The organism is uncultured Paenibacillus sp., from assembly GCF_963515335.1.
In the GTDB taxonomy this organism is placed as follows: domain Bacteria; phylum Bacillota; class Bacilli; order Paenibacillales; family Paenibacillaceae; genus Paenibacillus_I.
Genome location: NZ_CAUPYC010000022.1, coordinates 1 through 22754 on the forward strand (window position 1 = coordinate 1; position 22754 = coordinate 22754).

23 protein-coding genes are annotated in these 22754 nt (G+C 57.5%); 19 read left to right on the forward strand and 4 right to left on the reverse strand.

Annotation, left to right across the window (positions count from 1 at the left end):
* The first annotated feature begins 110 nt into the window (after window positions 1-110).
* Window positions 111-317: a hypothetical protein gene (locus RWM61_RS09285; RefSeq protein ID WP_313999840.1), complete on the forward strand. Its 207-nt coding sequence runs from the start codon at window positions 111-113 to the stop codon at window positions 315-317.
* Between the two features lie 75 nt (window positions 318-392).
* Here RWM61_RS09285 and RWM61_RS09290 read toward each other — a convergent pair whose 3' ends face one another.
* On the reverse strand, window positions 393-1487 hold the full coding sequence (locus RWM61_RS09290) for a phosphodiester glycosidase family protein (RefSeq protein WP_313999843.1): 1095 nt from the start codon (window positions 1485-1487) through the stop codon (window positions 393-395).
* A complete protein-coding gene (locus RWM61_RS09295; RefSeq protein ID WP_313999844.1) occupies window positions 1484-1915 on the reverse strand; it encodes a hypothetical protein in 432 nt (143 codons plus the stop codon). Before RWM61_RS09295 ends, RWM61_RS09290 begins: the two co-directional genes overlap by 4 nt.
* Before the next feature lie 1119 nt (window positions 1916-3034).
* On the opposite strand from RWM61_RS09295, the gene RWM61_RS09300 reads away from it, so the two are divergent.
* From RWM61_RS09300 to RWM61_RS09330, 7 genes are all read left to right on the forward strand, one after another.
* Window positions 3035-4609: a 2-isopropylmalate synthase gene (locus tag RWM61_RS09300; RefSeq protein WP_399538289.1), complete on the forward strand. Its 1575-nt coding sequence runs from the start codon at window positions 3035-3037 to the stop codon at window positions 4607-4609.
* A 378-nt stretch (window positions 4610-4987) separates the two neighbouring features.
* Window positions 4988-5878: an AraC family transcriptional regulator gene (locus RWM61_RS09305; protein ID WP_313999849.1), complete on the forward strand. Its 891-nt coding sequence runs from the start codon at window positions 4988-4990 to the stop codon at window positions 5876-5878.
* 315 nt (window positions 5879-6193) lie between these two features.
* On the forward strand, window positions 6194-7480 hold the full coding sequence (locus RWM61_RS09310; RefSeq protein WP_313999851.1) for an MFS transporter: 1287 nt from the start codon (window positions 6194-6196) through the stop codon (window positions 7478-7480).
* Window positions 7481-7786: 306 nt separating this feature from the next.
* Window positions 7787-8563, forward strand: coding sequence for an ABC transporter permease (locus tag RWM61_RS09315; RefSeq protein WP_313999853.1), 777 nt, complete (start codon window positions 7787-7789; stop codon window positions 8561-8563).
* Between the two features lie 148 nt (window positions 8564-8711).
* Complete coding sequence (locus RWM61_RS20255) at window positions 8712-8762, forward strand: putative holin-like toxin (protein ID WP_231504337.1); 51 nt, start codon at window positions 8712-8714, stop codon at window positions 8760-8762.
* Window positions 8763-9051: 289 nt separating this feature from the next.
* On the forward strand, window positions 9052-10083 hold the full coding sequence (locus tag RWM61_RS09325) for a DUF1835 domain-containing protein (RefSeq protein WP_313999855.1): 1032 nt from the start codon (window positions 9052-9054) through the stop codon (window positions 10081-10083).
* Between the two features lie 61 nt (window positions 10084-10144).
* Entirely contained in the window at window positions 10145-10555 is a 411-nt protein-coding gene (locus RWM61_RS09330; RefSeq protein WP_313999857.1) for a DNA/RNA helicase, read from the forward strand.
* A 22-nt stretch (window positions 10556-10577) separates the two neighbouring features.
* On the opposite strand, the gene RWM61_RS09335 is transcribed toward RWM61_RS09330, so the two are convergent.
* Together RWM61_RS09335 and RWM61_RS09340 are read right to left on the reverse strand one after the other, a co-directional pair.
* Window positions 10578-11843 (reverse strand): NAD(P)/FAD-dependent oxidoreductase, encoded by a 1266-nt coding sequence (locus RWM61_RS09335; RefSeq protein ID WP_313999859.1) that lies wholly within the window; start codon window positions 11841-11843, stop codon window positions 10578-10580.
* A 132-nt stretch (window positions 11844-11975) separates the two neighbouring features.
* Window positions 11976-12452, reverse strand: coding sequence for a VOC family protein (locus RWM61_RS09340; RefSeq protein WP_313999862.1), 477 nt, complete (start codon window positions 12450-12452; stop codon window positions 11976-11978).
* A 322-nt stretch (window positions 12453-12774) separates the two neighbouring features.
* Here RWM61_RS09340 and RWM61_RS09345 point away from each other — a divergent pair, with 322 nt between their 5' ends.
* From RWM61_RS09345 to RWM61_RS09395, 11 genes are all read left to right on the forward strand, one after another.
* Window positions 12775-13635 carry a lysophospholipase gene (locus RWM61_RS09345; RefSeq protein WP_313999864.1) on the forward strand — a complete coding sequence of 287 codons (861 nt, stop codon included), beginning with the start codon at window positions 12775-12777 and terminating at the stop codon, window positions 13633-13635.
* A gap of 189 nt (window positions 13636-13824) precedes the next feature.
* The gene (locus tag RWM61_RS09350) at window positions 13825-13977 is read left to right on the forward strand and encodes a hypothetical protein (RefSeq protein ID WP_313999866.1); all 153 of its coding nucleotides are present in this window, start codon (window positions 13825-13827) and stop codon (window positions 13975-13977) included.
* A 15-nt stretch (window positions 13978-13992) separates the two neighbouring features.
* Window positions 13993-14409, forward strand: coding sequence for a DUF3905 domain-containing protein (locus tag RWM61_RS09355; protein ID WP_313999869.1), 417 nt, complete (start codon window positions 13993-13995; stop codon window positions 14407-14409).
* A 123-nt stretch (window positions 14410-14532) separates the two neighbouring features.
* Window positions 14533-14967: a BrxA/BrxB family bacilliredoxin gene (locus RWM61_RS09360; RefSeq protein ID WP_313999872.1), complete on the forward strand. Its 435-nt coding sequence runs from the start codon at window positions 14533-14535 to the stop codon at window positions 14965-14967.
* A gap of 22 nt (window positions 14968-14989) precedes the next feature.
* Complete coding sequence (gene nadE, locus RWM61_RS09365; RefSeq protein WP_313999876.1) at window positions 14990-15799, forward strand: ammonia-dependent NAD(+) synthetase; 810 nt, start codon at window positions 14990-14992, stop codon at window positions 15797-15799.
* 69 nt (window positions 15800-15868) lie between these two features.
* Window positions 15869-16954: a GTP-binding protein gene (locus RWM61_RS09370; RefSeq protein ID WP_313999878.1), complete on the forward strand. Its 1086-nt coding sequence runs from the start codon at window positions 15869-15871 to the stop codon at window positions 16952-16954.
* Between the two features lie 353 nt (window positions 16955-17307).
* On the forward strand, window positions 17308-18489 hold the full coding sequence (locus RWM61_RS09375; RefSeq protein ID WP_313999881.1) for an XRE family transcriptional regulator: 1182 nt from the start codon (window positions 17308-17310) through the stop codon (window positions 18487-18489).
* The gene (locus RWM61_RS09380; protein ID WP_313999884.1) at window positions 18489-18953 is read left to right on the forward strand and encodes a DUF4411 family protein; all 465 of its coding nucleotides are present in this window, start codon (window positions 18489-18491) and stop codon (window positions 18951-18953) included. The genes RWM61_RS09375 and RWM61_RS09380 overlap by 1 nt, the downstream gene beginning before the upstream one ends.
* 515 nt (window positions 18954-19468) lie before the next feature.
* Window positions 19469-20770 carry a DUF4367 domain-containing protein gene (locus RWM61_RS09385; RefSeq protein ID WP_313999887.1) on the forward strand — a complete coding sequence of 434 codons (1302 nt, stop codon included), beginning with the start codon at window positions 19469-19471 and terminating at the stop codon, window positions 20768-20770.
* A 240-nt stretch (window positions 20771-21010) separates the two neighbouring features.
* Complete coding sequence (gene alr / locus RWM61_RS09390) at window positions 21011-22204, forward strand: alanine racemase (RefSeq protein WP_313999890.1); 1194 nt, start codon at window positions 21011-21013, stop codon at window positions 22202-22204.
* A gap of 266 nt (window positions 22205-22470) precedes the next feature.
* Window positions 22471-22752: a CopG family ribbon-helix-helix protein gene (locus RWM61_RS09395; RefSeq protein WP_313999893.1), complete on the forward strand. Its 282-nt coding sequence runs from the start codon at window positions 22471-22473 to the stop codon at window positions 22750-22752.
* Window positions 22753-22754 lie beyond the last annotated feature (2 nt).

The following is a 22754-nucleotide window of genomic DNA, read 5'->3' on the forward strand; positions in this document are numbered from 1 at the left end:
GCAATTCCGAAAACAGCTTCAGCTTATTTAAGCGGGTTTACTGAATAGTTACGAGTATCCCTCGTCGTTTGGCCCTTTTACAAATTTATATCTATTAACGGGAGTTTTTCATGTTCGTCTTGTTCGGTGCTATCATAGGCTACCCAAACATGCCAGGAGTTCGATCGCAGTTCTGGTTTAATCAAGATGAGGCGAGTGATAAATCCAACGAGAAAAAAGTAGTTTTGGATGCCCACATGCTCTGGAAGCTGATTCATGATGAAAAGGAAGTTATCCCGATATATCCGAAAGTTGCATTTTTAATCGGATGCGTGTAAGCAAGGATATATCAATTTCTGCACGGCGACCCGCAAAAATAACGGGAGCCCCTTCTGCAAGGGGCTCCCGTCCAATCATTTAAAAAACAAAAAGTGCGTGGCCAGGCCTCTCAGCCTGCCGTCGGACGGCTTGTTGACGACCCGTCCGTTGAAGATCAGCGACGATGAGCCGCCGCCGTCGAGGTTGTACGCATCTTTGACGCCGAACCGTTCGAGCAACATCTGCATCTCCTTGAGCGTCGCGCCGGAGCGGCCGTTCTCGTTATAGCCGTCGGTGACGATGAAGAGCAGCTGGTCGTCCCTGTAGTTGGCGATGACCGTTCGCGGCGCACGGTAAGGGGTCTTCTGCCATTTCGGCGGAATCGGCTGTCTGCGTCCGTCCTTCATCAGCACGGGGACGAATGAAGCGCCGAACTTCGGCTCTTGCTTGTCCAGCTGATCTCTCGACTTATACTTGCCCCCGATCAGCTTCATATCCTTGTTCATGCCGACGAAAAACAAATCTTTATAGCTCGGCTGGAAGCCTCCGATATACCTGCCTCCCAACACCGTGGTGCTGAGCGGATACCGCTTCCCGCCGTCATCGGCATAACCGCCCGCGTTAACGCCGGCAACCGCCTTGTACCTTCTGGCGGCGGATAAGGTCGTTTCCGCTTTGCCTACCTTATCGTAACCCAGCACCATTCTCATCGCGTTGTCCGACTTCAGCTTGACCTTCATCGCGTAGCCGGTGAAGTTCTGCGCTTTTACATAAAACAACTGCGCCGTTAGCTTATTCGATTGAACCTGCTTCGACGGAGTGCCGATCTTTCCCGTAATTCTCCTGTCGTAGATTCGCAGCGGCTTGGACGCATAGTTTGCCGCCCGCCGTACCATGGTGTTCATGTCGGCGTTCGCCAGGCGATAGATCTGTGCCGATTTCTCGATCGTCTTTGTCGTCTGCGCCGCCAAGGCTTCCGCCTTATCCAGCCCGTCCGATACCGCTGCAGCCGCCTCCGTCGATGCGGCGCTTGCCGCCTCGATGTCAACGCCGCTCGAAAGTCCGGGATCGGCTGCAGCGCCGGCCGTGGTCAGCCAGCTCGTCCATACCATCCAGACCGCTATTCCGAGGAACGGCGCCGTCGCCAGCAAAATCAACCGGTTCAGATATTGAATTCGGACCGCCGTCATTTCAACAGCTCCAAGGTTTTCTCAAGCTCGTCCAATTGCCGCTTCACTTCATTGATTTGCGTGTACAGCTTATTGCTATTGTCGGTCTTGGTGCCGGCATTATCTTTCGTAAACGTCAGCAGCTCGTTCAGCGCGTCGACCTTGCCGGAAAGACCGGTAATTTGAGTGGTGTACTTCGCTTCCATCTGCCCGATCCGGCTCTCATAGTCCGTCTTCAGGGCAGCGATTTGGCGGTCGGCTTGTGCCTGGACATCGGCCGTAATGTCGGATTTCAGCTTGCCGGTATACCAAACGGTACCGCCGATGCCGCCTGCGACAAGAACGAGCCAAGCACCAACTAGAAGCAATACGGGAGGTTTGGCCGCCATTGAGCGGGCTTCCTTGCCATAGCCGCCGCCGGTGACCGTAGTCTGGATGTCGCTTTTCATTCTGTTGCTTGTTCACCTCAACCTGTTATTTTCCGACCCGCTGCTGCGGAATCTTCTCTATCTTACCATATTTATACGTCCGCGTCGGATAAAGTAGAATATTGAAATATAACTGTAACAATTTGTATATTGCTCGGTTGCTTGCTTTTGGGCAATTGGCCCCCGTTCAAAAAACTCAAAAAAATCGAATTGACAGAATATTTTGCGGGGAATATAATGGTCATCAACACTGAATTTCCATACCTTTCAAACGCGATGAGCAGGAACAGTAAGGACGATCCGGGGACGAACGGCGGCGGACAGCCGGCCGGTCGGCAGAGAGCTGCGGGACGGTGCGACGCAGACGAAGGATGCCTGAAGCTCGCCTGGGAGCGGAACGGTTGAACGGACGGCTCCGGCCGGACGCCAGACCGTAACGGCTTACCCCCGTGATCGGGTGCATGCCTGTCGGCGTCATGAACCGGCAGCGTGCGTAAGGTGGGCGCATCCGTTTACTGGAGCGTCAACAAGGGTGGTACCGCGCGGGCCTTCAATGCCTGTCGTCTCTTGATTATTCGAGAGGCGGCAGGCTTTTTTGCGGGGTCCCCGAAAAGTAACCGGAATTTGCTGCAGCGCTTCGCGTCACTTTTTGGGGTGATTTTGTTGAAGCGGAAGTTCAGCGGTGCAGTGCAACCATATATCACCTAAACACGACGAACAGGAGCAGTAGGATCTACCCGGAAAATGGTGCGGCGGAAGGCTATCGCCTCCGCCCGTGCCGGTCAGAGAGCCGCGGGACGGTGCGACGCGGCCGAAGGGAAATCCGAAACTCGCCTGGGAGTGGAACGGCGGAACACATCGGCTCGATTGGAGCCGGTATCGCGTACGCCGTTACGGCTTACCCCCGTGAGCGGGTGCCGGCGTGCGGCAGCGTTCGGGTCGATGACGATCGGCCCGGACGGATAATGCCCGCGCGCCGGCGTGAGCGGACCGCGCCTTCCCTGGCCGGTTAACGAGAGTGGTACCGCGGCAGTCGCACACGACCTGTCGTCTCTTCGAAACAAAGAAGAGGCGGCGGGTCGTTTTTTTTTGGCTGTCCCGGCAACGGGTTCAATTTTAAGGAGGTTAATGCAGATGACCATGAGCATCAACAAGACAAACGAAAAAACAAGAATCACGATATTCGATACGACGCTGAGAGACGGCGAGCAGTCGCCGGGGGCTTCGCTCGAGCCGGAGCAGAAAATCGTCATCGCCCGCCAGCTGGCGAAGCTGGGCATCGACGCGGTCGAGCCGGGCTTCCCGGTCTCAAGTCCCGGCGAATTCGCCGCGGTGCAGCAAATCTCGCGCGAGCTCCAGGGCGTCGAGATCGTCGGCTTCGCCCGGGCGGTAAGGGGCGACATCGACTCCGCGGTGAAGGCCACGCAGGATGCGGCACGGCGCAGGCTTCACCTTTTTATCTCATCGTCGGATATTCATCTGAACCATCAGCTGCGCAAATCGCGCGAGCAGGTGATCGATATCGCAAGGCAGATGATTGCCTACGGCAAGCAGTTCATCGACGAGATCGAATTTTCCGCGATGGACTCCACCCGTTCGGGCGTGGAGTTCGTCATCGAGCTGGTGGAAGCGGCGATCGGCGCGGGAGCGACGATCATCAATCTGCCGGATACGCTCGGCTATGCGCTGCCGGAAGAGTACGGCGAGCTGTTCCGCACCGTGCGCCGACAGGCGAGGGGCGGAGATGGCGTCCGCTACAGCGCGCACTGCCATAACGATCTCGGCATGGCCGTGGCCAACAGTATCGCCGCAATCCGGGCCGGAGCGACGCAGGTGGAAGTCACCGTCAACGGCATCGGGGAACGGGCGGGGAACGCTTCGCTGGAGGAGCTGGTCATGGCGATCGAGACGCGCAAGGAAGCGCTGCAGGCCGAGACGGGCATCAATACGGCGGAAATCTACAATTCGTCCCGTCTCGTCAGCCGGATGATGAATTTCCCGATCGCCTACAACAAGCCGGTCGTCGGCCGCAATGCGTTCCAACACGAGTCGGGCATCCATCAGGACGGCCTGCTGAAAAACCGCAGCACCTACGAGATCATGGATCCCGAAGCGATGGGCATCCCCCGCAGCATGATCATTCTGGGCAAGCACTCGGGGCGGCATGCGATCAAGCACCGGGCGGCGGCTTACGGCATCTCGCTGGATGAACGGCAAATGGAGGAGGTGTATGCGAAATTCAAAGCCGCGGCCGACGAGCGGAAAATCGTCACCGACGACCAGCTGCTGCGCATCATCGGCGAGGCGACGGACGAACACGAAGATCCGTATACGCTGGTAGATGTGCAGGTGCTGTCCGGCACGCAGCGCGCGCGAATCGCGTCGGTCACGATCCGGGACCGGGATGCGGAAACGGAGAAAACCTATTCCGGCATGGGGGCGGGTCCGATCGAGGCGGTTATCCACTGTGTACAACAAGCGGTTCCCGTTGCGGCGGAGTTGGAGGACCTGGAGCTGCATTCGTTGTCCACAGGCGAGGATGCGCGCGGCGAGGCGGTCGTTACGATCGTGCACCGGAATGAACGGTTCCGCGGGACGGCTGTGCATAACGATATCATTTTGGCGGCGGCGCAAGCCTATATCGGCGCGTGCAATCAAGCGGTGCGCAGCGGTTCGATGCATCGGCAGGCCTCCGCAGGGGAGCATGCCGGCTGATCCGCGGCGCAAGCGCCGGAATCACAGGGGTTGTGCACAAACTTATCCACATATCCACCGAAAGCTGTGTATAGGGGCTGCAACCACGTATTCTAGCTGCCGCGGCTTCGTTTTGCAATAGGGGATAGTTTTTTCACAGTCGTGCTGTGAGTAATGTGGATAATGTGCGTAAATTTTTTCATATTAGTCTGAATTTCGTGTCAAATATTAACGAAGTGTTAATCGACGCGGTTTGCAAGCCGTCAGTATCGCCTGAATTGCTCCACAATTCCCCGATTTCTGTGGATAAGCCTGTGGAAAAAGTGGATAGTTGGTCGGAGACCGATCTGCGTCGGAGTAATCGTTTGCAGCGCGCCGTCCATCTGCTAAAATACAATCATGAACCAAGCGAACACACGAATCCTAACACTGCTATCGCCGCCTTTGCCTTACTTTATCGAATCAGACCGCGTCACATACAGGCCCGGCGAGGAGCATCCGAACCGGACCAATATCGGCGCGTTTGACCTGCTGTTCGTCAACAGCGGGGCGCTTCATATCGGCGAAGAACGCCGCCACTGGACGGTTGGAGCCGGCCAGATGCTCATTTTGCGCCCTGACCGCTGGCATTACTCCACCGCGCCCTGCAAGGAGACGACGGTGTTTGACTGGGTGCACTTCCAGACGTCCGGCCCTTGGGAGGAAACGGATCATCCGCACGGCGGAGCCCTTCACGGCGATTATTACGTGTTCCCGATCCGGCTGCCGAAATATGCGGCGCTGCCGTCTCCCGCCAGGGCGCAGGAGACGTTTGCTCAGCTGCATGAAGCGTCCGGTGATTCCTCCCACGCCTCGTTCTGGGGAAGACAGCAGCTTTTTCTGCGCCTGATCGAGATGCTCGACGAAGGCTGGCGCGCCGATTCCGCCCCTACGTCGGTCGGCGTGGCGGAACGGGCGGCCGCTTTTCTGAAATTGAACTACCGCAATCCGGTCACGAACGGAGAGCTGGGCGAAGCGCTGCAGCTTCATCCGAATTACATCGCCCGCTGCATGACGGAGGTGTACGGCTGCACGCCGCAGCAATACATGCTGCTGTACCGGCTCGACCAAGCGAAGCTGCTGCTGCAGAAAACCGATTGGCCTGTCGCGAGAGTGGCGAAGGAAACCGGCTTCCGTCAGACGCCGCACTTCTCGCGGGTGTTCTCGGAGCATGCCGGCATTGCGCCGCTTCAATACCGCAAGCAATATATGAAGGCGGAATACGTCCGGGGAGAGCCGGAGCGAACATAACGGGCCTGAAGACCCGCCGGGAGACTGAATATGAGTATGAAAATGGACCGGCTGCTCGCGACGCGCGAGCAGTGGTTTGAGATGGGGATGACGCCTCCGCCGGTGTGAGGCGGGAATGCCGAATGAAAAAAGACATCCCGAACGGCCGATGGAACCGAAGCGGGATGTCATTTCTACATAAGCGCATTACTTTATTTTCCTCGCATTGAGCCACAGAGGCTGGAAGTTGACGCGTGTGCCGGAGCCGAAGGCGCGGTTGACGACGACGATCGTCGTCAAGGAATAGAAGTGCACTCATTTGAAGGAGCGTTGATCATGGCAAGCGGGCAAGCGGCGGCGGTTATACCGCCGGGGTTATTCCGGAACCGGTTTTTCCAGACGATTCTGCTGTCCAATGTATTGCTGCAGATCGGGATCTGGGTACGCAATTTTGCGATTTTGCTTTATGTGGCGGAGAAGACGAACGACGATCCGATGCATGTCGTCCTGATCCAATTCGTCGAGTATGCGCCGATCTTCATCTTCTCGTTCATCGGCGGCACATTCGCCGACAGGTGGCGTCCGAAGCGGACGATGATATGGTGCGACCTGCTATCGGCGGCATCGGTCTTCGTCGTGCTGCTGACGATGCTAACGGATGCCTGGCAGACGATCTATTTGGTGACGCTCGTATCGGCGATTCTGTCGCAGTTCTCGCAGCCGTCCGCGATGAAGCTGTTCAAGGCGCATGTGCCGCCCGAGCAGCTGCAGCAGGCGATGGCGATGTTCCAATCGCTGATGGCGATCTTTCTGGTGGGCGGGCCGGCGCTCGGGATTTTCGTCTATAACCAATTCGGGATTTACCTATCGATTGCGGTTATGGGCGCCGCTTTCCTGCTGTCGGCGCTTGTGCTCGTCCGCATTCCGGAAAGCACCGAATCCGCGCCTGCCGTTGATTCGGGCCCGGCGTCCCGGAAGGGCGGATTCTGGAAGGAAATGGGCGAAGGGTTCCGCTACGTATGGCGCAGCCCCGTACTGAGAACGCTCGGCGCGACGTTCGCGCTCGCCGGTCTCGCCGTCGGCATTACGCAGGCGCTCGGGTTGTATGTGGTAATCGAACGGCTGGATAAACCGCGTGAGTTTCTTCAGTACATCATGATGGCGGTCGGCGTGGCGATGCTGCTCGGCGGCGGTATCATTGCCGGCATTGCGAAAAAGGTGCCGCCGCAGAAGCTGCTCGCGTTCGGCCTCCTGGTCGGCGCGGCCACCACCGCCGGCATCGGTTATTCCGAGAACGCCGCCCTTACGCTGACGCTGCAATTCATCGGCGGACTCGTGTTCCCGGCGATCCACATCGGGATTACCACGATGATTCTGCAGTGGTCGGAGGAAGACGTCGTCGGCCGCGTCAACGGCATCCTTAATCCGATGTTCGTCGGCATGATGGCGGTCATGATGCCGATCTCCGGGCTCCTGAAGCGGGAGATGCCGCTGGAAACGATCTATGCGATATCCGGCTTGTCGATGCTGCTCGGCATGCTGGTGCTCGTGCCGATCTTCAAGCACAAGCCGCCGGAGTTGGCAGCCGCAGTCAAAGCGCCGAGCGGCATGCCGTCGCATTGAGGCCGGATTGATCTTAACACCGCACAGAGCGTTCGTCATTTTGCGTGGCTAAAGGGGCTGCGGAAGGTGGCGGGCGCTCTCTTTTTTGGAACAAGCAAGACCTTGCCGTCTTCAATTCCGGTATTATGAAAGAAAAGGGAACCTCTCCTCCCGTTAATCGTCTAATGCTCGAGGGGGCTAGGATGTGCAGGGCCGGGACAAAGAGCCGGATGTACGAGCTTATGAGCATATCAAAACCGTTTCAGACGTGCAATGTTGGTTGAGACCTGGCTGCCCTTCATTTCGTATAGTTTGATTGGATTATGAATGACAAAAGGAGTGCGGCGGCGATGGCGGAAGCAGGCGGCCCGGGCGGTGCTGTTCGCGGCGGCGGTTCTGGTGTATATGCCTCCCGTTCTATGGAGCCTGGAAGGCAGGACGGATGCTGTTATGTGGCTGTTTGTGCTGACGGCGGGCGCGCTCCCTGCCGCCGTACGCTTGAAGCTGCGCGCGAAAGGGACATATGCAAGCGACGTGTATGAGGAGAGCAAGGCCAGGGTGGCAAGCGCTTCCCTTTTGCTCTCTCAGGTGACGGAACGCAAAGGCAAGCCCCTCATCCGGCTCGGCAAACCGCTGCTGTTCCGCGGCTCGGGGCGGCTGTTCCGGCGCTCGGATGCGGGCACGGTGCTGGCCGAGATGCGGATCAAGGCTTTTTTGCGCAAGCTGGAGAACGTGCGGCTGTGGTTCGGCTTTTTCAGCGTCTCGTCATCGGCCGTACTGCTTTCCCCCGGCTGGGTCGCCCTGATTCTGGCTTTGCTGCTGCCGCTGCTAGCGGCGGTTTGGGCGCACCGCCATTGGAAGGATTGGCTGCAGGAGCCGTTCGTGGCGCAGTTCCGGTGGGAGAAAACAGCGATGCGGCAGGGGGCGTCCATCTCCCGCTTTTGGCTGATCATGCCGGGTGTCGTCATCCTCTCGGTGTTAACCGGTTTCAGCATCGGCGGTTGGCTGGGAATCGCGGCCGTTCCGGCGATATGGGCTTATTGGTTGGGGCTGAACAAGCTTTTGGCCGAGTGGATGGCGCCTGCTCCTTCCGTTCAAGAGTAGGGGATGAGGACACAAGAAATAACCCCATTCATAGGGGCTTTGTGGTAGAATAGCGTCAAGTACATAGATGGCTGCAAGGGCGGTCGGCTAAACCTCTCGGAAGGGAGGTGATGCCTTGGAGGTTAAAGATGCGTTGACGCTGATGTTCATGTTCGGCATGTTCATCCTCGCTTTGCTGACATACCTCAAAAAGAAATAGACCGCCCTTTCGCGAGGGAAGCGGTCTATTTCCACACCGTATTACCAAGCCAACCGCCTTTGAAGCGGCTGTGTACCCGAACCGTAGATGTTCGCGCATCTGCGGTTCTTTTGTATTTTAAGCATATCATACCCATTTTAGACGTGCAATAGTCCCTTACGGGGCCGAGTGGATGGTACCTGCTCTTCCGTTCAAGCCTGACGAAAAACGACCCCCATTTTGCTGCTTGCGAAGCGATAGCGGTACGACGACTGTAATTGGTATAATGGAAAAAAGGCGGTGATGCGGAATGCTGCATATAACGAACGGAGACATGGCGGCGAATCTGCTGCGGCAATGCGGGCTGGACGGGGATGTGCTGCCCTGGCGGGAAATGTGGATCGACGGACCGGCACGCATTCAGTGGGACGCGGCAGAGGCGGTCGAAGAGCGCGCCGTCTATTTCGAGCAGACGCTCGGCATCCCGAAGGAAACGTTTCAGCGGATTTCCATGGACCAGCTGGCCAGCCTGACCGCTGCCGCGGATGCGGAGGAGCCGGTTGTGCTCTGGTTCGAATACGATTTGTTCGACCAGACGATGCTGGCATCCCTGCTCAATTGGTTTCACCGGCGCAAGACGGCGGGGGCGCCGGTGGGCAGGCTGGAGTGGATCGTCGTCTCGTCTTATTCCGGACACGACGATTTTCGCGGGCTCGGCGAATTGTCGCCGGAGCAACTGCAGACGCTGTGGCCGCAGCGCGCGGTTGTCGGAAACGCCGACATCGCGTTCGCGGCCGAAGCTTGGCAATGCTTCGCTTCGATCGATCCTCAGCTGTTGGAGAAGTGGCTCGTGAAGCGGGCGCCGAGTGAAACGGCGCAAATGATGGCGCAGGCGATGCGCTTCCATCTGCGGCGGTTTCCGTCGATCCGCAACGGGCTTGGCGCGGTGGAGCGGGAAACCCTGTCGCTGTTATGCCACGGACCGGCCCGGCCGGACGAGCTGTTCCGGCGGATCGGGGATGCTTTTCCGATCTACGGCTTGGGCGATCTGTCGTATTGGAGCTACCTGAAACGGATGGAATCGGCGGGCATGCTCGTCATTCAAGGCGATCAGCCGCTGCCGGGCTTCAAGTCGGTGGGGCCTCCCGACTTCGATATGTGGCTGGTTATTTTGGCCGCTTACGGCACACGGCTGCTTGCGGGGCAGTCGGATCTGCTGCGCGACGGCCGCCATGCGGAGCGGTGGCTCGGCGGCGTTCGCATCGACAGCGGCGCGACGAAGGCCTGGCGATGCGCGGGCGGTGACCGCGAGGGCGGCGGGGCAAGCATGATTTTCATGTAAATGGGGTAAAATAAGGAAGACGGGCTACACGATCCAGAAAGAGAAAGGCGGTGCTTTCCTTATGAATCCCAATCATGCCGTGCAGTTCGCGTTTGCGGACCAGCACGACGCCGCCATGGCGTTTGCGACGCTTAACGAGCTGGGCTATTCGCCAGTGCGCAACGGCGACCATGTACATATCCATCTGGAACGCGGGGATCTCACATCCGCGCTCGAGATCGCCATGGCGCACGGCGGCCAGCTGTGCGGCGAAGCCGCGATGGACAATGAAGCGGCGATCGAGTCCGCTTACGATATGGATGCGATTCCGATTCCGGCGCATACCGTTAACGAAGACCTGCCGGACGTCTATATGGAAGCATCCGGCGAGCTGGGAGACGCCGGGAAACGCAATCGAAACGGCGACGATACGGACGGGTTGTTCGACCCGAGCGAATCTCTCGACTTCTTCCCCGGAGACGTCAAGGCGTAGCGTATACGCTTTGGCGTTTTTTTTAATTTTGAACGGCCGCAGCGGCGCTGATGCCGGCGGTGTAGCCGGTCGAGAACGCGGCGGTAATGTTGTAGCCGCCCGTGTATCCGTGAATGTCCAGCAATTCCCCGCAAAAATACAGCCCCTGCACCAGCTTGGACTGCATCGTCTTCGGATCGACATCCTTCAAAGCGACGCCCCCGCCGGTAACGAACGCTTCCTCTATAGAGAGCGTGCCGTTCACCCGAACCGGCAGCGCCTTGATTAGGCCTGCCAGGGTGAGCCACCCCTGCTTCGGGATGTTATCGTAGGTAATATCGGGCTTCACCCTGGACATCCGCAGCAGAAACATCAGCAGCCGCTCCTGCATAACCGGGCGCAGCACGTTCTTGACCGCTTTTTTCGGCTCATCCTTGGCGAGCTTCATCGTAGCCGCATATACTTCGTCCGCCGTCTGTCCCGGCATCAGATCGATCGTTACGTTGACATGACCGGCGCCGGATTGCCGAAGCGCTTTTACGACGAACTGGCTGCAGCGCAGCGCGGCGGGACCGGAGAGACCGAAATGGGTGAAAATCATATCGCCCTCGTGCGTGACGACCTTTTTCCCCTTCGTATTCCAGACGGTAACGGCGACATCGCGCAGCGATACGCCCTGCAGCTCCCTGTCCCGGATCCACGGCTCATCCGAGGTCAGCGGCACCTCCGTCGGATACAGCTCCGTGATCGTATGTCCCGCCATCGCCGCCCATGGGTAGCCGTCCCCGGTCGAGCCTGTTTTCGGAACGGACTTTCCGCCGACGGCGAGGATGACGGATGCGCCTTTAACGACTTCGCCCGTCGCCAGACGGATGCCGACGGTCCGGCCGTTATCGTACAGCACTTCGCGAACCGGGCTGTCCGTCCGGATCTCGACGCCCTGCTTGCGGACCTGGCCGACCAGCGCGTTCACGACGGTCGATGCTTTGTCCGATACGGGAAACATGCGGCCGTTGTCCTCCTCCTTCAGCCGGATGCCCAAGCCCTCAAAGAAAGCGATGATTTCCTTGCTGCCGAAGTTCGACAGGGCGCTGTACAGAAACCGGCCGTTGCCGGGAATATGCTTGATCAGCTCGTCGATTTCCTTCACATTGGTCACATTGCAGCGGCCCCCGCCCGAGATGCCCAGCTTGCGGCCGAGCTTGTCTCCTTTGTCCGCCAGCAGAACGCGCGCCCCATGCTTGCTGGCGGCGATGCAGGCCATAAGCCCGGAAGGGCCTCCGCCAACGACGATAACGTCATACGACATTCCCATGTCTCCTTGCTCGGTCTTTTTACCGTTATTGTAACCGAAAAAAGGGAGATTTGCAGAAGGCGGCGACTTTTCCGGGCTGCACCGCTAAATTTCCATTTATATCCGACACAAACAACAAAATAACGGTTACGGGAGCGTCACATTGGTGATGCCGAGCGAGTTGCCGTCGGGGTCTTTCATTCCGAATCCGCCTTGTTTGCCCATACCGGGAATAAGGTTGATCGAAGTGGCCTCAATCTGCCGCTCCGACACGAAGGTGTGGAATCTTTCCAGGTCGGGAACGAAGAAGTCGATCACGCTGTGCGTGATGCCGGTATGGCTGTTCCGAAAAGACAGCCGTTCCCGCGAGTCCGTCTCGACCAGATAAATGTCCGGGGCGCCGGCCGCCTGTCCGCCCTGCACCTGCAGCATGGCGGCATGCGCAAGTTCGACCAGAACCGTCAAGCCGAGCGTCTGGGCGTACCATTCGATGGACCTTTTCAGATTGGACACCGGTATTTCGATCGCGGCAACCCGGGGAACGATCCTCCACATGACCTCATCCTGAAAACCGGGATCTACCGCCGCCGCAACCGTCTTCTCCGCATTTGCTTCTTCCCTCATGTCAATCAATTCCTCCCACTATAAAGTGCAGCAGTGCGGCATAGGCTTCGGTATCGCCTCGTACCGCCTTCGAAACGAGAGCGCGCTCATCTTCGGCAGTCATTTTCATCCTCCTTCACTTATATAGACGCACGCATAGACGATTTCCGGTCACGAAGCGAAAGATTTTTTCTAAAATTTATTGTAAACGATTTGCGGACAAGCGTCGCTTAAAGGATAATCGGGGTATATGCGGGGAGCATGCCGTCGCCGATTTGAACGGGGTGGAACAGCTGCTGCCGCAACGCGAATGGAACGATAAGGAAGAAGGGGTGTGGAAAGGATGAACGGGCGGATTTGGCAAGAAACGTTTACTTTGCACACGGCGGACGGAGCCGCAATCCACGTCTCGCTTGCCGTTCCGCCTTCGGGCGAACCGGAATCGGTCGTCTGCGTCGTCCACGGCATCGGGGAACACGGCGGCCGGTACGCCCGTGTGGCTGAAGCGTTAACCGGCATAGGCGCCGCCGTTTTTGCGATCGACCTGAGGGGACACGGACGCTCTTCGGGCAAGAGAGGGCATGCTTCGGTTCGGCAGATGAGCGGGGATGCGGCTTTGCTTGTCAGAACCGCTTCGGCTCGTTACCCGGGAAAGCCGGTGTTCCTGTACGGACACAGTATGGGCGGCAATGTGGCTTTAAGCTGCGTGCTTCGGCATCGGCCGGCTGTCGACGGATTGATTTTATCGAGCCCTTGGTTGCGCTTGGCCTTCGACCCGCCGAAGTGGAAGCGGTCGGTCGGACGTCTGCTCGGCAGGCTGCTGCCCGCCATGACGATGTCGACCGGGCTCGACAGCGGGGCGCTCTACCGGAGCGACGAACAGTCACGCCTGGATTCGTACGATGAGCTTCTGCACACCAGGGTGTCCGCGGAATTGTTTTTCTCCATTGTGGATGAAGGAGAACGCTCGATCGCGGAGGCGGGATCCCTGGGCGTGCCTGCGCTGGTGCTTCACGGGACGGAAGACCGGGTCACCTCGCCGGCAGCCAGCCGGGAGGCGGCGGAACAGGCAGGGGAGCGGTGCGAATTCGTGTCCTGGGAAGGCGGTTATCACGAATTGCATAACGACCGGGACGCCGAACGTGTGCTGGCCTTCATCGCCGAATGGGTGCGGCGCCGCTGCGGGCTCCATGAGAGACTGTAGCGGGCTTTGCTTTGCCGATTTGCGAAGGAGCCGAAACGATAGGCTGTCGGATGAGGTTCACAGGATGGAGCGCGTGAGCCTCGTCGGTCAGACTGACCGGTGGGCGTGCCGCTCCGGCAGCCGCTAAGGAAAATGCAGGATAGAGCGGGCGCTGGCTGCGCATACTAGCCTCGGAAGGAGGCGGTAAACGTGTCTACGCAAGAACGCGGGAACAAACGCGAGTCCGATTCGGAAACCTACGAAGGCCCGAGCAAATCGGGCAACGGAGGGAACCGGTCCGATCGTCCGGGCACCTCGTCATACGACAAGCGGCTTGACGGCCCTAACCGTCCGTCCGTCTGACAGGGAGGGACTGCCGTGAGCCGCGAAACGAAAGGGGATCGTGGCCGGCCGGACCGCGGCGCATGGCGGGACGATCCGGAGCTCGATCCGTATGAAATTGAATTTCTGCCCCGGTTTCGAGAAGGGCGGGGACCGCGCGGCGCTTTCGTCAATCCGCACGGCGTGGTCATCGGCGATCATATGTATGCTTCGCCGGAGTCGCCGCTGGAGCAGTGGTCGACGGAGACGGATCCAGAGGTGATGAGCGGCGACGAATGGGTGCATCCCTACAAAGATATCGGCTTCCGCACGGAAGAGAACCGCAACCTGTTCGAGAAGGGCATTCCGCCGCAAGCAGGCATTTTCATGCATCCCGACAAGGATGCCGCGTATGAAGCGAATCGGCCGCATGACGGCGATTCGCCGGAGACGAAGAAGCAACCGGAGCGATGAGGCCGGTTGCTTCTTCGTTTGTCGGCGGGGGCCCGTTGGACCGGCGACGGGTTTTGCTTTCACGGGCAGCCGATGTATAATGGTAACAAACGATCTGATCTGAATTTGAGGAGTGATTGCGGTATGTCGATGTCTTTCGAGCGATACATGATGGATATGGTTCAACCGATGAGGGGCGAGCTGACGCGACTCGGAATCCAGGAATTGCGCACGCCGGAGGAAGTCGAGGCAAAGCTTCCGGAAGCGAAAGGGACGGCGCTCGTCGTCGTCAATTCCGTGTGCGGCTGTGCCGCCGGCCAATGCCGTCCGGGCGTTGCGGCCGCTTTGCAGCATGACGTGACGCCGGATCACCTGTTTACCGTATTTGCCGGCCAGGATAAGGAAGCGACCGCCAAGGCGCGCGAATATTTCGCTCCCTACCCGCCGTCCTCTCCGTCCATTGCGCTGTTCAAGGACGGCGAGCTCGTGCATTTCATCGAGCGCCATCAAATCGAGAACCGTTCGGCTCAGGAAATCGCCGCAGATCTGACGGGCGCATTCGACCGGTTCTGCCGGTAAGGCCGACAAGGAGGGGGACGATATGAGTCTGCAGCAGGAAATCATTGCAAAGCTTGGCGTCAAGCCGGAGATCAACGTCGAAGAAGAAATCCGCAGACGGGTCGATTTTCTGAAGCGTTACGTGCGTGAATCGAACACATCGGGGTTGCTGATCGCCATCAGCGGAGGCGTCGACAGCGCCGTCGCGACAGGGTTGTGCAAACGGGCGACCGACGAGCTGACGCAGGAGACCGGCAAGAAATACATGACGCTCGGCGTGTTTCAGCCGCACGGCGACCAATCGGACATCGCCGACAGCTATGCGACCGCGGAAGCTTTTCAATTGAAATACAAGGCTGAGACGAATATCGAGGACGCGGTCACCGAAATTACACTTGAGGTCGAACAGGCGTTCAAGCACATGGGCATGCCCCGTCATCTGAGCCGCGGCGGCAAAGGCAACGTCAAGGCGCGCACGCGGATGGTCGTTCAATACGCGCTTGCGTTCGACCTGAATCTGCTGGTCGTCGGCACGGATCATGCGTCCGAGGCGATCACCGGCTTTTTCACGAAGTGGGGCGACGGCGCGGTTGACGTTACTCCGCTCAGCTCGCTGAACAAGCGGCAGGTCAGGCAGTTGGCCGCCGCGCTGGGCGTACCGCAGAGCGTGCTCGACAAAACCCCGACCGCCGGTTTATGGGAAGGGCAGACCGACGAGGGCGAGCTCGGCATCACTTATGAGGACAACAGCGACTATCTGGAGGGCAAGGAAATCAATCCTGCCGTCGCGGAGAAGCTGGAGCAGAGGTATCGGGTGACCGAACATAAGCGTCAGCCGATTCCGGGCATTTGACGTACCGAGATGAAGCAGCGGAAACAGCCCCCGGGGGGCTGTTTTGCGCTTGCAGGGAGGTTTCATGCTATGCCGCAACATTCGGTTACAGCCGACGGCGGGCCGGACGAAGCCGTTGTCGTCCCCGTCCACTTGCTGACCGGTTTTCTGGGAAGCGGAAAGACGACGCTGCTGACGCGGCTGCTCGACTATTACCGGGAGACCGGCCGCAAGGCCGCGGTCATTATGAATGAGCTGGGAGACGTCAATCTGGACGGGCAGCTTGTCGGCGATGAAGTGCCGATGAGCGAGCTGCTCGGAGGATGTATCTGCTGTACGGGCAGGGGCGATCTCGGCCTTGAAATTCACAAGCTGATGGAGGAGCACAGTCCCGATGTGATTCTGATCGAATCGACCGGAGCGGCAAATCCGATGGAGATTCTCGACGGGATTACGGAAGCGGCGTTCTACGACCGTGTCGAGCTTGGATCCGTCATCGCCGTTGTCGACGGACCCGGGCTGATCGCGCAAGCCGCGCGAGGCAAAGGACGGACCTACAAGCTGATGCGGGACCAAATCCGCTGCGCGACGCGGCTGATCGTCAACAAATCGGACCGCCTTGCGCCCGATGAGCTTGTGCTGGCCGAGCAGACGGTCAGGGAATGGAATCCGCATGCGCCGCTCGAAGCATCGGTACGCTGTACGGTCGATCCCGCGTCGTTCGATGCGGATGCCGCTTATCCGGCGGCGGTGACGGCGGCGCATGAGCCCGCTTCTTCGTCGGCGGCGGAAGGGCAGCCGCCGGTCGGCGATTATGGCGAAGGCGGCTCCAGCCCTGTGCGCGGACAAGGCAGGCATGGCCGGGCCCCGCTCCACGGTTCGCACGGGCACGTCGTGGCGGTAACGCACTATTTCTCGCAGCCGGTAGACAGCGTGGCGTTCGAGGCGTTTCTTGCCGCGCTGCCCGATAACGTCTATCGGGCCAAGGGCATTCTCGCGTTCACCGACACGGCAGGCGGCCGCTTCCTGTTTCAATACGCGTACCGGGAAACCGACTTCCTGCGGATTACGCCGCAAGGCAAGGTGAACGACGTAGCCGTATTCATCGGCGAGAATTTGTGTGAGGAATCGCTTCGCCGCGATTTGGCGGAGCTGGAGAATCCGCGTGTTCCCTGAAGCTGACGGCGATTGTCGGAGGTTAATCAGCAACCCTTGAACCCTTGAACGCCGTTTCGGCTGTTCAAGGGTTATTTTTTCGGTAGGGGATGCAGCGGCGAAAGCGGAAGGGAGACGGAAAATAAGCGGCATTTCGCGTGTTGCACGTTGAAAACGTCTTCCGAGGTTACCGGAGATTTGATTCAGAACCAGACCTCTCACCACTTTCTGTGAGAGGTCTGGCTATACATATTTGGGTGCAACAGAACAAATCCTGTCGAACATTTTATCACTAGTTGTGGTAAAATTTATTTACGGGTCTATCGTATTGTGAGCCTTGAAGATCAAACCGAACGAAGATGGGGGGGAGTACGGTGGCACAAAGAATTAAAGCATCCATAAACCCCGATATTCTTGTCTGGGCAAGACAAACTGCTGGTTATAGCCAAGAAGAAGCTGCTAAAAAGATTGGCATAAGTCAGCTTACTCTGCACAAATGGGAGTCGGGACAAGACTTTCCAACCCTCAAGCAGCTTAGAAATTCCGGAAATGTCTACAAGCGGCCAACAGCATTATTTTATAGGACTATTGCTCCAACCGATGTTCCCAAATTGCCTGATTTCAGACTTGTTTATGATAAGGATAGTCATGAGTATACTCCTCAGTTGAGACTGGAGATCAGACGGGCGTTTGACAGAAGGGCTACAGCTATAAGCGTGAGTACGCTGCTTAATGAGACACCAAATGAATTCAAGCTCTCCGCCACCATAAACGATACTCCAGAGTCTGTAGCAAAATTAATTAGAGCTGCAATAAATGTTTCTATTGAAAAACAGTATTCTTGGAAAGACCATTACGAAGCATTGCGCACATGGGTTGCTTCCATCGAGGCATTAGGAGTTTTGGTGTTTCACATTAATCATGTTGAGGTCGAGCAGTCTCGTGGGTTTTCTATTGGAGAACATCCATATCCTGTTGTGGCGATAAATGGTAAGGATTCTCCACGTGGACGTATATTCACACTGTTTCACGAGCTTACACATATTATTTTGCACAATAGTGGCGTCTGTAACCTTCGTGACAATTATGAAAATCCACATCACAATGTCGAGTATTTTTGTAATCAAGTTGCTGGAGAATTTTTAGTTCCTAACACTGAACTGCTGCAACAAGATGTTGTTATTGAAAACAAGGGAAACTGGGAATGGGATGAATGGCGCTTAAGTACGCTTGCTAACAGATTTATGGTCAGTCAGGAGGTCATACTGAGGCGGCTACTATCTTTGAAAAGAACCACAGAACAATTTTATAACCAAAAACGTGAAGAATATTTGGAAGTATACAGAAGACAGGGTGAAGAAAACAGTGGCGGTTTCATCCCCTATCACCGCAGAGTACTCCGTACAAACGGTCGTGCTTATACGAATTTAGTTCTAAATGCTTACTACAATGACTCCATTACCTCTCGGGATCTGTCTAACTTTCTTGGCGGTATCAAGCTCGACCATATTGTAAAAATTGAGCAGGAAATTGGCCGCGGGGGGATAGATGCCTGATGTATTGTATTGATACTAGTGCCCTTTTACACGCATGGCGCCGCGACTATCCCCCTGATATCTTTGGCTCATTATGGGACATGCTTAATAGTTTGATAGAATCCAGAAAGTTGATTGCCCCAGATGAAGTTCTGTTTGAATTGGAGCGTGGAGGCGACGATCTATACCATTGGGCTAAGGAACGGGATTCTGTTTTCGTTGAGCCTGATGAAGAAGTACAGCAAATAGTAAAACAAATTGTTGATACATACCCTAATTTCGTTCCGCAAGAGAGTTCGGACGGTATTTGGGCTGATCCATACATTATTGCACTAGCAAAGGTTCGCGGGCTTATCGTTGTCACTGGCGAGAAAGCGGTTGGGCCGGGGGCTAAGAAAGCAAAAATTCCGAATGTATGTCACGATCTGCAGGTTGAATGCATCGATTTTCTGCAATTGCTTCGCAAGGAAGGTTGGAAGTTTTAGGGTGGCTGAGCCCTTTGTCGTTTCAGGGGTACAGTAGGGTGCAGCCGCGGTGCAGTCAGGGGTTCAGTCAGGGGTTCAGTTGAGCCCCAACCGCTCCGGACGGCTCCGGTTTACAAGGGTTCAGGGGGTTCAGTCCATCTTTACCCCCCAAGAGGAACAAAGCAACAGGAAGGTACAAAACGCAACAACCCGGAGTAGTGCAGACCCGACTGTACCTCCTGTTCCTACACTGATGCGACGGCCGCTGTACCCGGCTTCAAAGCTGCTCTGTAACCATTTACAACAACCGATTGTTTGCAACTTGTTGACAGAAAGCCCCTCCGACGGTCTTGTCTGCCCACCTTCTATAATATGTCCCAAACGTCCAAGCCCGCGTCCGAAGCGGCTTCTCGTCTCTAACACTTCTGCCCGAAAACTTGTCTTGCGTCCAAGCCGCAGCTCGTCTGCATAATTGGTCAAGTTCCCTCATAGACATGTTACCAGTTGAAAAAACATTGTGCAGAGGGGATGATATCATGCGTCGCATGATGCGGTTGGCGGCAATCGTCATTGGCATCTCGATCCTGATCGCGGGGTGCGGGGTGAAGAACGCGGAGTCGGTGGTCAAGGATTTGGATAAATTAGTCGGGGGGCTGGAAAGCTATCAGGGAAGCGGGACGATGACCCTATACACCGGACAGCAGCCGTTGGAATACCAGGTTGAGGTGTGGTACCAGAAGCCTCAGAATTACCGGATCGCACTCACGAACGCCAAGAAGGATATTACGCAAATCGTCCTCCGCAACGAGGAAGGCGTATTCGTCCTGACGCCGAAGCTGAACAAAAGCTTCCGTTTCCAGAGCGATTGGCCGCAAAACCAAGGGCAGGTCTACCTGTACCAGACGCTCGTTCAAAGCATTCTGGTGGACAATTCCCGCCAGTTCGCATCCGATAAGGACGCTTATGTGTTCGATGTAATGGCCAACTATCGGAACGGCTCGCTTGCGCGCCAGAAAATTTGGCTGGACAAACAGACCTACGCGCCCCGTCAAGTCGAGGTCAGCGACTCGAACGCCAACGTCATGGTTGAAGTCAAGTTCAATCAATTCCAATTCGATGCGAAATTCGACCCGAAGGCATTTGACATGGCCTACAACATGGGCGTGCAGCAGCCGTCGCCGCAAACCGACCAACCGACAACGGCGGAGCCGGAAAATGGCGCGGATGACGCGGAAGGGGTGGAAAACGAACAAACCGACGGTCAGGCGCCTGACGACGCCGGCGCCGAGAACCGCCAAACGGACGGCAATGCGCCGGCAGAGGAAGGCATGGAGAATGAGGCTACGAACGGCAATGCGCCGGCAGAGGAAGGCGTGGAGAATGAGGCTACGGACGGCAATGCGCCGGCTGAAGACGGCGCGGAGAACGAAGCGACCGACGGCAACGCGCCGGCGGAAGACGGTGCGGAGGACGACGCGGACAGCGCGGATGCCGGGCAAACCGAGTTTACCGTCATGCAGCCGTCCTACTTCCCTGAAGGCGTAGCCATGAAAGATATGGACGAAGTGACGGAAAACGGCACGAAAAGCGTATGGATGCGCTTTACCGGCACCTACGATTACACGCTGATCCAGTCGATGCCTCACGACCAGGCGGCATCCTACGTGCCCGGCTTCATGGTTGACCTCGGCTTTACGGTCGGCCAGCTGAGCGGCGAGGAGCAGCAGACCCTAACATGGACGTACGACGGCTACGCCTACCGTCTGACGAGCGCTTCGCTGCCCGAGGACGAGATGGTGAAAATCGCGCAGTCGGTCATGAGCGAACTGGACAAATAATGCTTTAACCGGTGCGAACGGTCACCCGCGCTGCGCGTCTATGAATCCCCGATCCCCGAAAAGCAACCGGTGCAAGCTTCCGAGCTTGCCCGACGCTTTTCGGGGATTTTGTACCTTGACGGGGACAGCTCCCCCCACTCATTACCATCGAAACGGGCCCCGCCGTTCATTGACAGCCCAATGCGAAATTGTTTACGATAGGTCTATTGGGTTTCAGGGAGAAAGCGAAGGTGAGGCAGCATGGACGCTTACTACCGTCCGACCCGGGCGGAAATCTCGCTCGACGCGTTGCGGTATAACATCGAAGCGTTCCGTTCGGCGATGCCGGCAGGCACGCTTCTGATGGCTTCGGTCAAGGCGAACGCTTACGGGCACGGCGCCGTGGAGACGGCGGCGGAAGCGGCGGCAAGCGGCGCGGATTATTTGGGCGTCGCCTTTCTGGACGAGGCCGTACAGCTTCGCCGTGCCGGGATCCGGACGCCGATTCTCGTACTCGGCTACGTGCCGCCCTCCGGATTCGCGCGGGCGCGGGAGCTGGGCATCTCGGTCGCGCTTTTCCGCGAGGACGCTCTGGAAGCGGCCGCTCAATCGGCCGGCGCCGGCGTTCCGCCGCTGAAGGCGCATATCAAAATCGATACCGGCATGGGGCGGCTAGGCCTTCTTCCCGGGCATGGGGCGGCCCCCTTCATCGAACAGGCGCTTCGCACCCCGGGCGTCGAAGTGGAAGGGTTGTTTACGCACTACGCGAAAGCGGACGAATGTGATAAAACGTACACGAAGCTGCAATACGACAGATTTGCCGACGTTGTGGATTATGTGAAAAAGCACGACCTGCCGATTCCGATCATACACGCCGCGAACAGCGCCGCGGGTATCGACACGCCGGAATGGGCGGGCGGCATGCTGCGTCTGGGCATCGGCATGTACGGCTTGTATCCGTCCGAAGAGGTGAACAAACGGCGGATTGAGCTGCAGCCGGTCATGTCGCTCAAGACGGAGGTCGTCATGACCAAAACCGCGCCCCCGGGCTGGGGCATCAGCTACGGCACGCGGTATGTGACGAAGGGCCATGAACGGATCGGCACGCTGCCGATCGGATATGCGGACGGCTACAGCCGGATGCTGACGGGTAAAGCCGAGGCGCTCATACGCGGTGTGCGGGTGCCGGTGCTCGGCACGATCTGCATGGACCAGTGCATGATCGCGCTCGATCCGGCTGCGGATGCGCGGGGCTTCGGCGCCTCCGGACCGGTCGAGGCCGGGGAGGAGGTCGCGCTGCTCGGGCGTCAGGGCGACGAGACGATCTCCGCTGAAGACATCGCCGCCAAGCTGGGCACGATCAATTATGAGGTAACCTGCATGCTGGCGGCCCGCGTGCCGCGCGTATTCGTTCGCGACGGGCGGACGGTATCCGTGACGAACCCGCTGCTGTAGCGGCGCGGTTCGCCTTTTTGCCCGCCCGGGCAGCCGCCGGACGGCTGCCGGACCATTTTCCGACAAAAAATTAATCTGCCGTTCGGAAGGGATTAACCCTCTAGGCGCGAATACAGTATGGCAGGTTTCACTGTCATGGATCCGAGTGTGGATGCCGATATAGCATATAGGTTATATCGGGCGCATAGTATATTGGTGTATATTCGTTCCCGGTAAACGACATACTGGTAACAGGTTTTTGGAAATGTTTTGGGGGTGCGTTTTTCTTGGCCAATGTGCAGAACACGAAACGAATCATGATCAGTTTGCCGGATCACTTATTGCAGGAGGTGGACGGTATCGTAGCTCGCGAAAATTCAAACCGCAGCGAATTCATCCGACAGGCCATGAAGCTGTACCTCATTGAACGGAAGAGGCGGCAAATCCGTGAATCCATGCAGCGCGGATATCTGGAAATGGCGAAGATCAACCTCAACATGGCTTCGGAAGCCTTTCATGCGGAGGAAGATGCCGACAGTACGCTCGGACGTCTCGTAAGCGGGGTGTAGAG